Annotated in this window: 15 protein-coding genes; 5 read left to right on the top strand and 10 right to left on the bottom strand. The window is 38.8% G+C overall.

Features of this window, described 5'->3' with window-relative positions; translation table 11 throughout:
- Window positions 1-93: 93 nt before the first annotated feature.
- Window positions 94-843, top strand: a complete 750-nt coding sequence (locus tag U859_RS0103910) for a class I SAM-dependent methyltransferase (RefSeq protein WP_025142123.1) — start codon at window positions 94-96, stop codon at window positions 841-843.
- A 6-nt stretch (window positions 844-849) separates the two neighbouring features.
- Entirely contained in the window at window positions 850-2,376 is a 1,527-nt protein-coding gene (locus U859_RS0103905) for a rhomboid family intramembrane serine protease (RefSeq protein WP_025142122.1), read from the top strand.
- Between the two features lie 5 nt (window positions 2,377-2,381).
- Here U859_RS0103905 and U859_RS0103900 read toward each other — a convergent pair whose 3' ends face one another.
- Window positions 2,382-3,839 carry an alpha-L-fucosidase gene (locus U859_RS0103900; RefSeq protein WP_240183005.1) on the bottom strand — a complete coding sequence of 486 codons (1,458 nt, stop codon included), beginning with the start codon at window positions 3,837-3,839 and terminating at the stop codon, window positions 2,382-2,384.
- Window positions 3,840-3,997: 158 nt separating this feature from the next.
- On the opposite strand from U859_RS0103900, the gene U859_RS0103895 reads away from it, so the two are divergent.
- Window positions 3,998-4,666, top strand: coding sequence for a hypothetical protein (locus U859_RS0103895; protein ID WP_025142120.1), 669 nt, complete (start codon window positions 3,998-4,000; stop codon window positions 4,664-4,666).
- 54 nt (window positions 4,667-4,720) lie between these two features.
- On the opposite strand, the gene U859_RS0103890 is transcribed toward U859_RS0103895, so the two are convergent.
- The 6 genes from U859_RS0103890 to fumC form a co-directional block, all read right to left on the bottom strand.
- Complete coding sequence (locus U859_RS0103890; protein WP_025142119.1) at window positions 4,721-5,488, bottom strand: ThuA domain-containing protein; 768 nt, start codon at window positions 5,486-5,488, stop codon at window positions 4,721-4,723.
- A gap of 38 nt (window positions 5,489-5,526) precedes the next feature.
- A complete protein-coding gene (locus tag U859_RS0103885; protein WP_025142118.1) occupies window positions 5,527-5,961 on the bottom strand; it encodes a low molecular weight protein-tyrosine-phosphatase in 435 nt (144 codons plus the stop codon).
- A gap of 326 nt (window positions 5,962-6,287) precedes the next feature.
- A complete protein-coding gene (locus U859_RS0103880) occupies window positions 6,288-7,094 on the bottom strand; it encodes a S1/P1 nuclease (protein WP_025142117.1) in 807 nt (268 codons plus the stop codon).
- A 1-nt stretch (window position 7,095) separates the two neighbouring features.
- Window positions 7,096-7,611: a hypothetical protein gene (locus U859_RS0103875; RefSeq protein ID WP_025142116.1), complete on the bottom strand. Its 516-nt coding sequence runs from the start codon at window positions 7,609-7,611 to the stop codon at window positions 7,096-7,098.
- A 7-nt stretch (window positions 7,612-7,618) separates the two neighbouring features.
- The gene (locus tag U859_RS0103870; protein WP_162799849.1) at window positions 7,619-7,969 is read right to left on the bottom strand and encodes a hypothetical protein; all 351 of its coding nucleotides are present in this window, start codon (window positions 7,967-7,969) and stop codon (window positions 7,619-7,621) included.
- Between the two features lie 150 nt (window positions 7,970-8,119).
- On the bottom strand, window positions 8,120-9,517 hold the full coding sequence (fumC, locus tag U859_RS0103860; RefSeq protein ID WP_025142114.1) for a class II fumarate hydratase: 1,398 nt from the start codon (window positions 9,515-9,517) through the stop codon (window positions 8,120-8,122).
- Between the two features lie 185 nt (window positions 9,518-9,702).
- Between fumC and rsgA the strand changes: the two genes are divergently transcribed.
- Window positions 9,703-10,623: a ribosome small subunit-dependent GTPase A gene (gene rsgA / locus U859_RS0103850; protein ID WP_025142113.1), complete on the top strand. Its 921-nt coding sequence runs from the start codon at window positions 9,703-9,705 to the stop codon at window positions 10,621-10,623.
- 96 nt (window positions 10,624-10,719) lie between these two features.
- Window positions 10,720-11,673 (top strand): Smr/MutS family protein, encoded by a 954-nt coding sequence (locus tag U859_RS0103845; RefSeq protein WP_025142112.1) that lies wholly within the window; start codon window positions 10,720-10,722, stop codon window positions 11,671-11,673.
- Between the two features lie 153 nt (window positions 11,674-11,826).
- On the opposite strand, the gene U859_RS0103840 is transcribed toward U859_RS0103845, so the two are convergent.
- The 3 genes from U859_RS0103840 to U859_RS0103830 all read right to left on the bottom strand — a co-directional run bounded on the left by U859_RS0103840 (window position 11,827) and on the right by U859_RS0103830 (window position 13,831).
- On the bottom strand, window positions 11,827-12,519 hold the full coding sequence (locus tag U859_RS0103840) for a hypothetical protein (RefSeq protein WP_025142111.1): 693 nt from the start codon (window positions 12,517-12,519) through the stop codon (window positions 11,827-11,829).
- Window positions 12,520-12,522: 3 nt separating this feature from the next.
- On the bottom strand, window positions 12,523-13,029 hold the full coding sequence (locus U859_RS0103835) for a hypothetical protein (protein ID WP_025142110.1): 507 nt from the start codon (window positions 13,027-13,029) through the stop codon (window positions 12,523-12,525).
- Between the two features lie 70 nt (window positions 13,030-13,099).
- Complete coding sequence (locus tag U859_RS0103830; protein WP_025142109.1) at window positions 13,100-13,831, bottom strand: intradiol ring-cleavage dioxygenase; 732 nt, start codon at window positions 13,829-13,831, stop codon at window positions 13,100-13,102.
- Window positions 13,832-13,878: the final 47 nt, after the last annotated feature.

Genomic DNA, 13,878 nt, shown 5'->3' with positions numbered 1-13,878 from the left:
AAATTAGCAATAAAACAATTTAACGATCCAGCAATCGAAACCTTTCAACTTTAATATACTTTCCGTTTCTTTGGGCCTGGAATTATTTAAAACATGGCAAATTTATTAACCGACAGGGCTTTTTGGGTAAATTATTGGGAAAGTAAAAAAGGACTTGCAGTTCAGTTACCTTCGAACTATTTATTTCATAGCCAGCTGGCGGATGTTATTCAGAAAGACCATGTTAAAACGGCCATCGAGCTGGGCGGTTTTCCGGGTTATTATGCCGTGTTCCTGAAAAAATATTTCAAACTTGATGTTACCCTTTTAGATTATTTTGTTCACCCGCCTGTAGTAAATGAACTTTTGGAGAAAAACGGGTTAACCGAAAAGGATATCCATATTATCGAAACTGACCTGTTTAATTATGCGCCAGAGCAACAATATGATTTAGTATTAAGCTGCGGTTTAATCGAACATTTTAACGATACTGCCGACATTATTAACCGCCACATTGCCTTTGTAAAACCGGGCGGTACTTTATTTATCACCTTACCAAATTTTAAAGCTGTTAACGGTTGGTTCCAGAAGAATTTTGATAAGGAAAACTACGATAAACACAATATCGATAGTATGGATCCGGCGCTGTTGAAATCAATCTGTGAGCAGGCTGGCCTTAAAGAAGTAAAATCGGGTTACTTTGGCCGTTTTAGTGTATGGCTGGAAAATGAAAGCCAAAAATCAGTAAGCGTTCGTTTGTTTAAAAAAGCAGTTTGGCTGACCGGAAAAATATTTACAAAGATTATCCCATTCGAGAGCAAAAATCTATCACCATATATTATCTTAGTAGCGAAGAAAATCTAAAACGCTATGTCAATCAGTTGGGGTTACTCGCCTAAAATTGAAAAATTTATTCCTTTGGCCGAATTTCCGGCTGATCAATATTTAATTATTGCCAAACAGGCGATCGAAAATCTGGGCTGGAGTTTAAGCCATATTTCCGAAACCGGCTTAATTGCTTATACGCCAATATCCTTCCAATCGTACAGCGAAGAAATTTCGATCCGCATCCATGGCAATTTTGCTGTAGTAAAAAGCGAATGTGTGGGTATCCAGATGCTTTTTAATGATTATGGCAAGAATGACTTAAACCTCGAAAAATTTTTTCATGAATTTGAATATGTAGAGTTTCACCTGAAAGATGTTTGGGAAGAAAGTTTGTCCAAATTCCACCAGTTTATAGCAACACAGGATGACCTTTATTTTGAGAAGGCGCCTCTAGCAACAAAAAATAAGATCAAAAATGTACTGTTCTTATTTTTTCCTCAAAAAGGTTATACAGTAACACCGATTCTGGTACTCGTAAATATCTTTTATTATATAGCGCTTGTTCTTTTCTCAATAGTGTACCTAAGGTATCAATTTGTAAGAAATGGAAGCAGTTATGATCCCGATTTTATAGAAGAACTTAAAAGGATAGCGTTAAATTTTGGCGTTAACCAGCGTAATCTGGTGTTGGGTGGCGAATACTGGCGTTTAATTACCTATCAGTTTATTCACGGATCTAAATCGCATCTGTTTTTTAATATGTATGCCCTGGTTTACCTGGGTTTGATGATCGAAAATAAACTTGGCTGGAAGAAATACCTTTTTATTTATTTAATGAGCGGTATTTGTGGCGGCTTGGTGAGTTTGATTTTTCACCAGGAAGGCGTGATGATGGGCGCTTCTGGCGCTATAATGGGTTTATATGGCGCTTTCATAGCTTTATTGATTACCAAAACTTTCGAACCGAAGGCTACCAAAGCGTTGTTGGTAAGTACATTGATTGTTTCTTTACTGATGCTCATCAATGGTGCATTTGGAAAAAGAGTAGATAATTCGGCACACATTGGTGGCTTTGTTTCGGGCTTTATTTTTACCTATTTGCTTAACTATAAATGGGATAAAACTTTCGAAGTTAAAACCTGGGCAAGATATGCGGTATCAGTACTTTTATTTTTAATGTTTTTTAGTGGCGTGCTTCATTTTAGTCCGAAATACGGAACCGAGGAATATCGCAAATTGAGGGATACTTTTAACGGTAATATGGGCTCACTCAACGGCATTATGAATTTGAAAATCTCTTTGCCTAAAGATGTTAAACTTGCTTCTATCAAAGAAGACGGTATCATACCAACGGAAAGAAACCTGGTGGTCATTAAGCAAATGCAGGCCCTGACTTTGAGACCTGAAGATGCTTTAGAACGTGATGAAAAGATTAAACTGAGTAAAGTATCCCATCGTGCCGTAATGCTAATGTATAGGGATATTAAGGCCGATAGCACTTATCGCTATAGCAAACAGACTTCTACTGCATTGGCACAGGTTTTCGAAATTCTTTACAAACCGGATTAAGTTGCTTATCCGGCTTTTTTGTACAGTCCGATTTCGCTTAGTGTAATACAAACCGGAGATTTAGTCATGTTTATTTTTACTTTATCGGTGGTAACAGGACTATCCAGTTTAATCAGGTGTTTTGCCCCTATGCTAGTACCATCATAAACTTTTCTCCAGCTATTATTTTCAAATACCTCGATGGTATAAGCTTCTATCCTCTGGCCCAAAGGAATGTATTCCTGCAGGCTGATGATGTCGAATGTTTTAGGTGTTTTTAAATCCACTTCAAGACTTGCCTGATGCACATCATCTGTAGTGGCCCAGTAAGTTTCTCTGTTATGATCAAGCAGGGTAGCGGCATCATATTTTTTGCCACGGCTGTTGCTTGCTTTAATTTGTGCATTTTTAGCCAGGTTGTTTTCGAAAGTATGTTTAACCATATCCCCAAAGGTTTTTAAAGCGGCTACATCATCTTCATGCAGCTGTCCACGGGTATCGGGTGCTAAACCCAGATCTAAACCTGCGCCACGCCCCACACTTTTTAAATACAGATCGAACAGTGTTTCCGGCGTTTTTGGTTTTTCGCTGGCATGATAAAACCAACCTTTTCTTAAAGGAACATCACATTCTGCGGGCATCCAGAATTTACCGTTTCTAATTCCTTCAGGGCTTTGTGGGTAATTTGCCTGTCCGGGAACGGCTTCGTTTTTTCCATCAGGAGCCATTGGTGTAAAAGTAGCCCATGAGGTTTCTGCCGCGTGGCCATCTTCATTACCCACCCAGCGGATATCCAAACCAATATCGCTAAAAATATTGGCCATTGGCTGCATGGTCCGGGTAATGGCCCAGGTATTTTTCCAATCGTAATATGTGGTATTGTCTATCGAACGTTTTTCTTTAGCACCACCATAATAGCCATCACCACCATTTGCACCATCGTGCCAGCTCATAAAAAGTTCCCCAAAATTGCTGTAAAGTTCTTTTAACTGGGCCTGGTAAATGGCCAGGTATTTATCGGTACCATAAAGCGCATTGTTCCTGTCCCATGGCGAGCAGTACACCCCGAATTTTAAGCCGTTTTTACGTACGGCCTGCTCCACCTCTTTAACCAAATTACCTTTGCCTGCTCTAAATGGACTTTTACTGATGTTATAATCTGTTGTTTTAGTTGGCCATAAGGCGAAACCATCATGGTGTTTCGCAACTAAAATGATCCCTTTTAATCCTCCTGCCTTAGCCGCCTTAATAATCTGATCGGCGTTGAAATCTGTCGGATTAAATGTTTTCGGATCAGCATCACCAAAGCCCCATTCTTTATTTTCAAAAGTGGTTGGCGTAAAATGGATCAAACCGTAAACTTCAACATCGTGCCAGGCCAACTGCCTTTTTGATGGCAGTGCACCATAAGGTTGAGGTGGTGTTTGAGCATAAATTGTTGTCGTTAAGAATAGAAAAATAATCAATATGGGCTTCATCATCATTATAGCTTAGGTATACCTAAAGTACAAAAAAATACCAGTTGAAGGAAAAGAGTTAACCAATAATTAACCTCTTGAAAATGTAAACGCAAAATTATTTTTACATCTTGATCGTTACATAAATGCATGAAACATTTGATTTTTACTTACGTTATTTAATCATGAGCGCTTTTACCCAGAACCCTCCAGACGGTGGTACAATCTACACCGAAACCAACCTGAGTCAGTTGTTTCCAGAGCCTTTTAATACGATAACAAGTTGCTTTTTCCTGGCTATAGCGGTGTATTGGACAATTAGGTTATGGGGTAATTTTAAACAGCATACCTTTTTAAGTATTGCACTGGTGCTGCTTTATATTGGTGGGATTGGAGGGACCACTTATCACGGGTTGAGGCGTTGGCCTATTTTTATTATGATGGACTGGATGCCAATTATGCTTTTATGTCTTTCTGCCGGCGTGTACTTTCTTTCCAAATTAACCAAGTGGTATTTTGCCGTTTTAATTGTAGCGGTTTATGCTTTTTTCCAGTTTTTTGTGCGACGCCTTTTTAGCAATGGCTATTTCCAGATCTTTATTAATATTAATTACGCCTTCATGGCCGCACTGGTTTTGTTTCCGGTGTTTGGTTACTTAATTAAAACGGAGTGGAAAAATGGCAAATGGGTGGGATTTGCCTTAATTGCTTTCATATTTGCCTTAACTTTCCGTATCGCAGATAAGTGGGACATATTGAGTATTGGCACGCATTTTTTATGGCATACTTTCGGGGCAGTAGCTTCTTTCTGTATGCTGAATTATATTTATTTGGTTAATTACAAGAAAGTATAACAGTAATTAATATTGAGCTTGCTGATTGGAAATTCAACAAGCTCAACCCTGTTTTTAGAACTTTGAATGTGCTTTACTGTAGTCCAGTTTTTTCTGCCCGCCTATCGCGTACTCAATGCCTCCCCATAAATGGTTCTGGAATTTATCTTCAGCCCAACCTTCTTTGGTATGGCCCATACAGGTATAAAAAGCCCTGCCGCCGTCAAAATTGTGGTACCAGGCAAAAGGATGGAAATCACCATTTTTGCCACCAGTGTAAGATTTTTCGTCTAAGCTGATCAGCACTTTAATATCAGGGTTGATATCCTTAAAGTTATATAGTTCGTCTTTTCTCATCCAAACCGAATCGGTAAAGAATTTTGTTGAAGGATGTTTTTTGTCTTTAATGATAAATTTAGCTTCCTGCACAGCCGGGTGACTGATGAAATAAGCACCAGCTAATTTGCCATACCAAGGCCAATCGTATTCGGTATCAGTTGCCGCGTGGATGCCCACATAACCGCCTCCTGCCTGGATATACCTTTCGAAGGCAACCTGTTGTTTATTATCGAGTACATCACCTGTTGTATTTAAAAAAATAACAGCAGCATATTTTTTAAGGTTATCTTCTGTAAAAAGATCAGCATTTTCGGTGGTGTCTACTTCAAAATGATGCTCGGTTCCTAATTTCTGGATTACTTCTTTTCCGGTTTCGATAGAATTATGCCTGAAACCCTTTGTTTTGGAAAAAACTAAAACCTTAGCCGATTTTTTCGCTGTGGTATAACTTTGAAATAAAAAAACGGATGCAATTAATAAACATAGGGAGATGTACTTTTTCATTTTTTTGACTTGGTTAGTGGTGATAATGAACCTTAAATTTAAGAAAGTTGTTTGATAATTTCCATACATCTTTCTTCAACCTGTTTGCAAACAGGGCTAAACAGCGCGTTATCCCAATAAGGGTCTGTAACTTCGTCGTTATTAAGAAAAAGTTTAACCTTTTTCCGATCTTCAACTGTTTTGGCCAGGCTTTGTACATCGTTTAAATTATTACGGTCCATAACCAAAATTAGGTCATATTTGGCAAACATGGAGTGGCTAAACTGTTGTGCACGTTGTTTACTGATATCGTAACCCAATGCTTTGGCCGCAGCAATACTTCTATGGTCGGGGGCTTTGCCGATATGCCAGTTACCCGTTCCTGCCGAAGCAATTTCCCAGTTTAAGTTTTGTTTATTTACCAGGTGACGCATAATGCCTTCGGCAAGTGGCGAACGGCAGATGTTACCGAGGCAAACCATTAAAATTTTCAATGTTATTTGGGTTTATATACAGAAACAAATGTATAAATAATTCCTGCCACTGCGGCTGTTGTAGTGGTTTGTCTCCTTTTTATGTTAACCTAAAAATCGATTAATATTTAATTGTAATGATTTAATTTTTAATTGTGAGTCCTACATCGCGACCGTTATGAGTATATCATAAATTAAGAATTGTCATCCTGAGCTTGTCGAAGGACCTTCATTAACACTGTGCGAGGCGTTTCGACAGGCTCAACGTGACAAATTTCCAGAATAACATGTTAAAAAAAATTCCCCAAGCGGTTTAGCATTGGGGCATTAAATAATGATCGGATAATTTATCCGTAAATATCGTTCAACATTTTTGCGAGGCGCACACCACCTTTTAATAATTGATCGTTAAGGGTATCAACCCATTCGAAATTGTAACGGTAGCTTAATTTAGAATCTGGTTTGGTGTTATCGTAAATTTTGTTGCAAATGGTGTACGATTCATAAATGCAATCTTTCAGGCTGGTGTTCTGCCAGTTGTAAAGCTGTACCGCCGAAGCATGGTTAATTGCTTTTGCATATTCGGTATAGCTCAACTGTTGGTATTCGATCAATTGCTCGTCCCAAACCCTGTGGATGTTTGATTTTTCGTTAAACCATAATACCGAAACACGGTTGCCACCTAAATCTTCTTTACGTGCAACATGCATCGGTTGACATAAATCGCCAGCCAGGTGCACCAACATACGTAGAGCCAGTTTCTTCTCTGCAGGTGTACTGTTTGTTTTCTTTAAAACGGCAATAAGGTCTGGAATTTTGGTATAAAGACTCGGCGATTTTTCAGTCTCCAGAAAGTTGTAAACACCATCTTTATTCAATCCTGCCGGAAGATTAACAAAATGCCAGTTGTACATGTAATTGTAGGTAGAGTCTGATTTGATAAAATCGCCCCAGTTGGCGCTCATGGCCAAAGTTTCGTAACCTAAAATGTCCTGAATGGCTTTGCGTGTTTTTGCTTTTAAATAACTATCGGCAATTTCGCCAACTACGCGGTGACCAATGGTACCCCAGGCATTTGCCTGAATAGGGAGATACGCTAATAAACCGATGGCCAAAACCGTGGTTAATTTCTTTTTAATTGATGTTAAAATCATTTTATAATTCTTTTTGTACGCAGGTGATTTTTTGTTTGAGGATTAATTTGATTTCGCGTTGATCGCTTAAGCTCTCTAAAGATAAGGTATCTGCTGAATGTTTTTTGATCAGGAAATTCTTTTCATATCTGCCAATGCGATAACAACCCGATATTTTTTGTTTGTAATTGGCATGCGTAAAAGTAGCGCCAACAAATAAGGTATCACCTTTTACTACATAAACCCCTTTGGCATATTCTTTCCATACGCCATTGTTATAACATGAATCCTCATATAAATTAACTTTGCTATGGGTAACCATATCAATGTAAACCGAATCGCAGGTGAATTTAAAATGGTGCTGCGTATAATTACTTAATTTATTACTGAAAGCAACCGAATCTTCATTCCATACCCCCTGCAAAAAGTTTTCGCCTTTGCCCTGGATATTTGGCCTTGGGCTACAAGCGATATGTAAAATGGATAATGTAAAAAGGATGATGTAGGAAACCCTTAAACCAGGATGCAGTTTGTTCATTGTATTATTAATCGTTGCTTTTAGGGAACTGATCGTGGATGATATTTTTCTTCTTAACGGTATTGTAAACCAGTATGAAAAAACCTGCCGCGAAACACATACTGGCTATAAAGCTGATAATGCCTATAATGCTGTAATATTGTGAAACTTCTGTATAAGCCAAATGCTGACTTGATATTAATACAGGCATTAAAACACTGTAAAATAAGGTTACCAATAAGCCAATCCCGGAGCCAATAGTCATTAAAATGGCTTCAACTGAAGATTTTTTTGCTAAAAAAAAGCAACAGGTTCCGAATACAATGCATGGCGAAATGATAGAAACCAGGCTCAAGAGGGTAGAAAGTATTGAATTCATATTGCTTATTTTTAATTAACCTTACTGATTTAATTATAATTTTAAAAGTAACGTCATTCCCGCACAGGCGGGAATCTTAATACAATAAGCTTAAGATTCCCAATTCACCCGATAGCTATCGGGTGAATTGGGAATGACAATCCTTGTAACTTATTTCAAGCTGCCAACCATATCTTCTGGGCGTACCCACTCATCAAACTGCTCATTGGTTAATAATCCCAACTCTACAGCTGCTGCTTTTAACGTTTTATTTTCTTTATGTGCTTTCTTTGCAATTTTGGCTGCATTTTCATAACCCACATGTGGATTTAAAGCGGTAACCAACATCAAAGAATTTTGCAGGTGTTTCTCTATTTCAGGCAAGTTAGCGGTAATTCCTTCAGCACATTTATCCGTAAAAGAAACGCAGGCATCGCCGATTAAACGGGCCGATTGCAATACATTAGCTGCAATTACTGGTTTAAATACGTTAAGCTCGAAATGACCGCTCATGCCACCAACTGAAACCGCCACATCGTTACCAATTACCTGGGCACATACCATGGTTAATGCCTCTGGTTGTGTAGGGTTAACTTTACCCGGCATAATAGATGATCCTGGTTCGTTATCAGGAATTACGATTTCGCCAATACCACAACGTGGGCCAGAACTTAACATCCTTACATCGTTGGCTACTTTCATTAAAGCCACTGCTGTACGTTTTAATGCGCCAGAAAGTTCTACCATTGCATCATGTGCGGCTAAAGCTTCGAATTTATTTGGAGCTGTAACAAAAGGTAATCCCGTTAAATCAGCAATTTTTTTAGCCACTAAAACATCGTATCCTTTTGGTGTATTTAAACCCGTACCAACAGCGGTACCGCCCAAAGCCAGTTCTGCAACCATAACCAAAGCATTTTTAATGGCCCTGATGCTGTTGTCGATCTGTTGTACATAACCAGAAAATTCCTGCCCTAAAGTAAGTGGGGTAGCATCCATAAAATGTGTACGTCCGGTTTTAACAATCGAACTGAATTCTTCCACTTTTTTAGCCAGGGTATCCCTTAATTTTTCTAAGCCTGGAATGGTATTTTCTACTGTAAGTTTATAAGCTGCAATATGCATTGCAGTTGGAAAAGTATCGTTTGATGATTGTGATTTATTTACATCATCATTAGGGTGAAGTACTTTTTTATCATCAGCCAGTGCACCACCATTAATTACATGGGCACGGTTGGCAATAACCTCGTTTCCATTCATGTTACTTTGAGTGCCCGAACCAGTTTGCCAGATTACCAATGGAAATTGATCATCCAATTGACCAGCAATAATTTCATCACAGGCTTTAGCAATTAAATCTGCTTTTTCTGCTGATAATACCCCCAATTCGGTATTGGCCAATGCTGCTGCTTTTTTCAGGTATCCAAAAGCGTGGATAATTTCTTTTGGCATCGAACCTTCCGGACCGATTTTGAAGTTATTGCGTGAGCGTTCGGTTTGTGCACCCCAGTATTTGTCGGCAGGTACCTGCACCTCGCCCATGGTATCGTGTTCTATTCTGAAACTCATTATATTTTGATTTTTGTTGTCGCAAATTTAGGTTTTTTGCCTTTTAAAGCGTTGTATTTATGTAAGATATTTGGTAGATAACAAAGAATATAGTTAAAAGTGCTTGTTCTTTTGCCTGTGCGTAAACTTTTATCCGGCAAGGCCGCTTCTACCAATGAAATCATATTCATACCTTTACCGCAAATATGCAGGGATTAGTTATTAAATCTACAGGGAGCTGGTATAGTGTTTTGGCCGATAACGGCGAACGCTATGATTGCCGGATTGTAGGAAAATTCAGGATTAAAGGACTTAAAACCACCAACCCGATTGCGGTTGGCGACAGGGTAAAATTTGATCTGGAAAAGGATAGCAATCAGGGTTTGATCAACGAAATGCTACCGCGTAAAAACTACATCATCCGCAAATCAATCAACCTGAGCAAACAGGCGCAGATATTAGCAGCCAATTTAGATATGGCGATGTTAGTGGTTACCCTGGCCTCGCCACGTACTTCTCTAGGTTTTATCGATCGCTTTTTGGTTACTGCCGAGGCTTACGATGTACCTGCTGTATTGGTGTTTAATAAACTCGATCTGTTTAGTAAAGAAGGCTTAGAGATTCTGCAGGAATTTAAAGATATCTACGAAAATATCGGTTATGCCTGTTACGAAGTTTCGGCTTTAAAAGGCATTAATATTCCGGTTATTCAGGAATTGATTACGGATAAGATTACCCTGATTTCCGGACATTCGGGTGTGGGAAAATCGAGTTTGATCAATGCTTTAATGCCTGATCGCGATTTAAGAACAGGGGAGGTGTCAGACTGGAGCGATAAAGGACAACATACCACCACTTTTGCAGAAATGTTCGAACTGCCACAGGGAGGTTTTATTGTAGATTCTCCAGGCATTAGAGAGCTTGGGGTTATCGATATAGAAAAGGAAGAACTAGGTCATTTTTTCAGGGAAATCTTTAAAACCTCGCACGATTGCCGTTTTAACAATTGCAGGCATGTTAACGAACCGGGCTGTGCTGTTATTGAAGCCGTAAACGAAGGTGAAATTGCGGTTTCGAGATACGAAAGTTACCTGAGTATTTATCATGGTAACGATACGCGTCATTAATGGAGTCAGAAGTCGGAAGTCGGAAGATATAATGTGTGATAGAATACTTCTTGATCCAAAGAATTAGATTAAAAACCTTTGCTTAAAAAATAAGAGATGAAGTTTAAACTGGGAGATTTTGTGCGTTTTGTTGATGAAAAACGTGAAGGTTATGTAACCAAAATTATCGATGCGCAAACTTTAGGCGTTACTGATGAGGATGGTTTCGAAATTCCTGTAGCGGTAAGTAATTTAACTTCTGTACACGGTCATGGTGTGGTTGCCGAAGAATTGGATGCGCCAAAACCCATCCAGGTAAATATCCCCAGCGTTAGTAAAATTGAAAATGGCATTTACGTTGCCGTTGCTACCGATGATAAAGCGGGTAATGTGGTGCATTTTCATTTGCAAAACCAATCGCCCAATGTTTTATTGGTAAGCCTAACAACAGAACGGAAAGAAAAATATGCAGGTGCTTTTCATGGCGTAATCGAAGCTTACGCTTCAACTTTGGTTTATTCTGCTTCATTGGGTGATTTAGATCTTTGGCCGGAATTTAACTTTCAGGTTTTGGTCTTCAGTAAAGCTGATGTTAAACCGATTGATCCATTGGTGATCCGTAAGAAATTCAGGGCAAAAGATTTTAGTACGGAACAAAAAGAATTACCACAATTAAGAAATAAAGGATGGTTTATCCGCCTGGACGACCTTGTTCCGGTAAGTATCGACCCACAAAAATTAAAAGAGAGTTTTTTCAAATCTGCTGAAGAGAAACGGACAGTTGAGGCACCGCAAAAAGAAATCGATCTGCACATCGAAAAACTGAGAGATGATCATCATTTTTTAGAGGCGGATGAAATGTTGCAGATCCAGATCAATCATTTTCAAACGGCAATGGATGCTGCGGTGGTGCATCATTTCGATAAAATTGTCTTCATTCACGGTTCGGGAAATGGTACTTTAAGGGATAAAATCCATAAACTGATCAGTAAAAATCCGCATGTAAAAACTTATATGGATGCGCGGAAAGAAAAATTTGGCTATGGTGCTACAGAAGTGGTTTTCAAATAAAATGTCATCCTGAGCCTGTTGAAGGATAATCAGATAATTTATCTTATTTTCCGTGGTGTAAGATGTTACCATCTTGCACTGAATCAAATCTTTTAGATATTCGCTAAGTCAGATGGCAACATCTGACTTCACATTCAAAGCGACAGCAAAAACCTAAAACCCAAACTCCAGCACCACTACAATCGCGTTATTACTTAGTGCTTCCAGCTCCATTTGTTCGATATCCCAAAGCACTAAACCATCTCTTGCATGCATTAAGCGGCCTTCAATTTCGAAAGCGCCATCTACAATAAAAGTATAAAACAGGTGGTTTGGGTTTTGCATTTTATAAACCACTTCTTCTCTGCCGGCAAAAATACCTGCACTTAACTTAAAAGGCAATTTAGGGTTAGAAATGATTTCAAGTAATTGGTTTTGGTTTTTTTCAAAATCGAAATTAAAAAGCATTTCGCTTGCCCGCATTAAAAACATATCCGTTTTAATCCCAAACTGAATGTAATTGATGATGTCATTCTGGTAAGGATTGCTGATTTCCAGTACTTCGCCCTTACCCATATTCAACACCTGTACCTGTCCGGTTTCTAAAGCAAATTCTTTCCCGTTGGCAACAATATTTATCCCGCCGGTAATGGGCATCAATATCTGGAGCGAATCTTCCTTACAAAGAAAAAAGATGATTTTTCCACCTGCAATCGATTCATCATTACATAAGAATAAGTCGCCAAAAGGTTCTTTATGTTCGTTGTAATACTTCTCAAAATTAAAGGTGCTGTATCTTCTTAATACCGACGTTTCAGTTAATCCGCGTTGATCGGCCAAAAATATTTTTCCAGGAATGAGTTCCATCTCTTAATCAATGTCTTTTATGGAGTGAATACTTACAAATTGCTGTAACTGAAAAAGATTGGTGAAAATTTCATCTTCATCTGTTTCTTTAAACTGCGATACCAATAACATATTGTCAATCGTATCGTGCCAAATCAACGGTTTTGAAAAGAAATTGATCGCCACTTTATGTTTCTCATGATCATTAATATCAGAATTAATGATTTCGAACTTAAAATTTTCAAAAGTCAAAAAACGCCTGCCTAAGTTATCCAGTATATCTGGTATAATTCCATTTAACTGTCTTAAATATCCCGTAATGGCTGCACTAACCAGAAAATGTAGTTTATCAGCTTCGGGAACATTTACCAGCATTTCGGCAAAAGTACTAAACTGTTGTTCCTGATTATAATACTGAGCCTGCATTTTGAACTCTGCAAAACTATCTTCATGTACAAACTTATCCCAGGGGTTGGCATTGCTTGCATCAATTATTTTTCGATAGCACAGCGTAATCACTTTTTTCGACATGGCATAAAATTAAAAAAGACGCTAAGAAATCCTAGCGCCTTCATAAAAATAAAACAATTATAAGGATATACTATGCTTTAACATTCACTTTAAAGGTAAGGTTGAAACCAGCTGCCAATGTTCCGCTTACCGTTGCAATTTCTAACCCTGTTTTATCATCACTAAAAACATTATCGGCATTATTATAGGTATAGCCCGTCATGCCTTTGGTATAACCGTTTACCAGGGCCAAAGATGTTCCCGCACCTTCAGGAAAAGCAATCTGCGTTACCATTAATGATGTGCCTGCAGCATTGTAAACGTGCACATGGATATGCGTAGCCCGGCCACTGTACCATCCTGGGAAAATTGAGGTAAATGTTACCAGTCCGTTCGCATCGGTGGTTTGGCGACCGCGTAAAAAGTGTACCGATTGATAATTGGTACTCTGCATACCACTTCCTCCGTATTCAGAATAATTGCCTTCTGCATCACAATGCCAGATGTCTACTATCGCTCCAGCCAAACCTGCACAACTGTTGTTTAGGTTGCCGATGGTGATTTTTGCAGTTAATTTGTAACCTGTACGTCCATCGGTAATATCGCTGCGTACGTACGATGCCGGTACTTTTGTTGGAAAAGGTCCTTCGGTTTCTGTTGGGGCTACCGTACAGGTTCCGTTAGTGCTCGTTGTTGTTCCGGCGGTACCCGATCCTGATGTATCCGATCCATCGGTGATGCTGCTTTTTTTGCAGGCCTCAATAATCACCGGAGTTGAGATGGCTCCGATCATTAAGCTTCTGATGAAATTTTTTCTTTCCATAGTCAATGCGTTTTGTTTCGTTGAATTAAAATTGCATGAAAAAGGAT

The sequence above is a fragment of the Pedobacter jeongneungensis genome (genome assembly GCF_000633455.1).
GTDB lineage: Bacteria > Bacteroidota > Bacteroidia > Sphingobacteriales > Sphingobacteriaceae > Pedobacter > Pedobacter jeongneungensis_A.
Note: the sequence above shows the minus strand (reverse complement) of the source record. Positions and strands in the feature narration are given on the sequence as shown.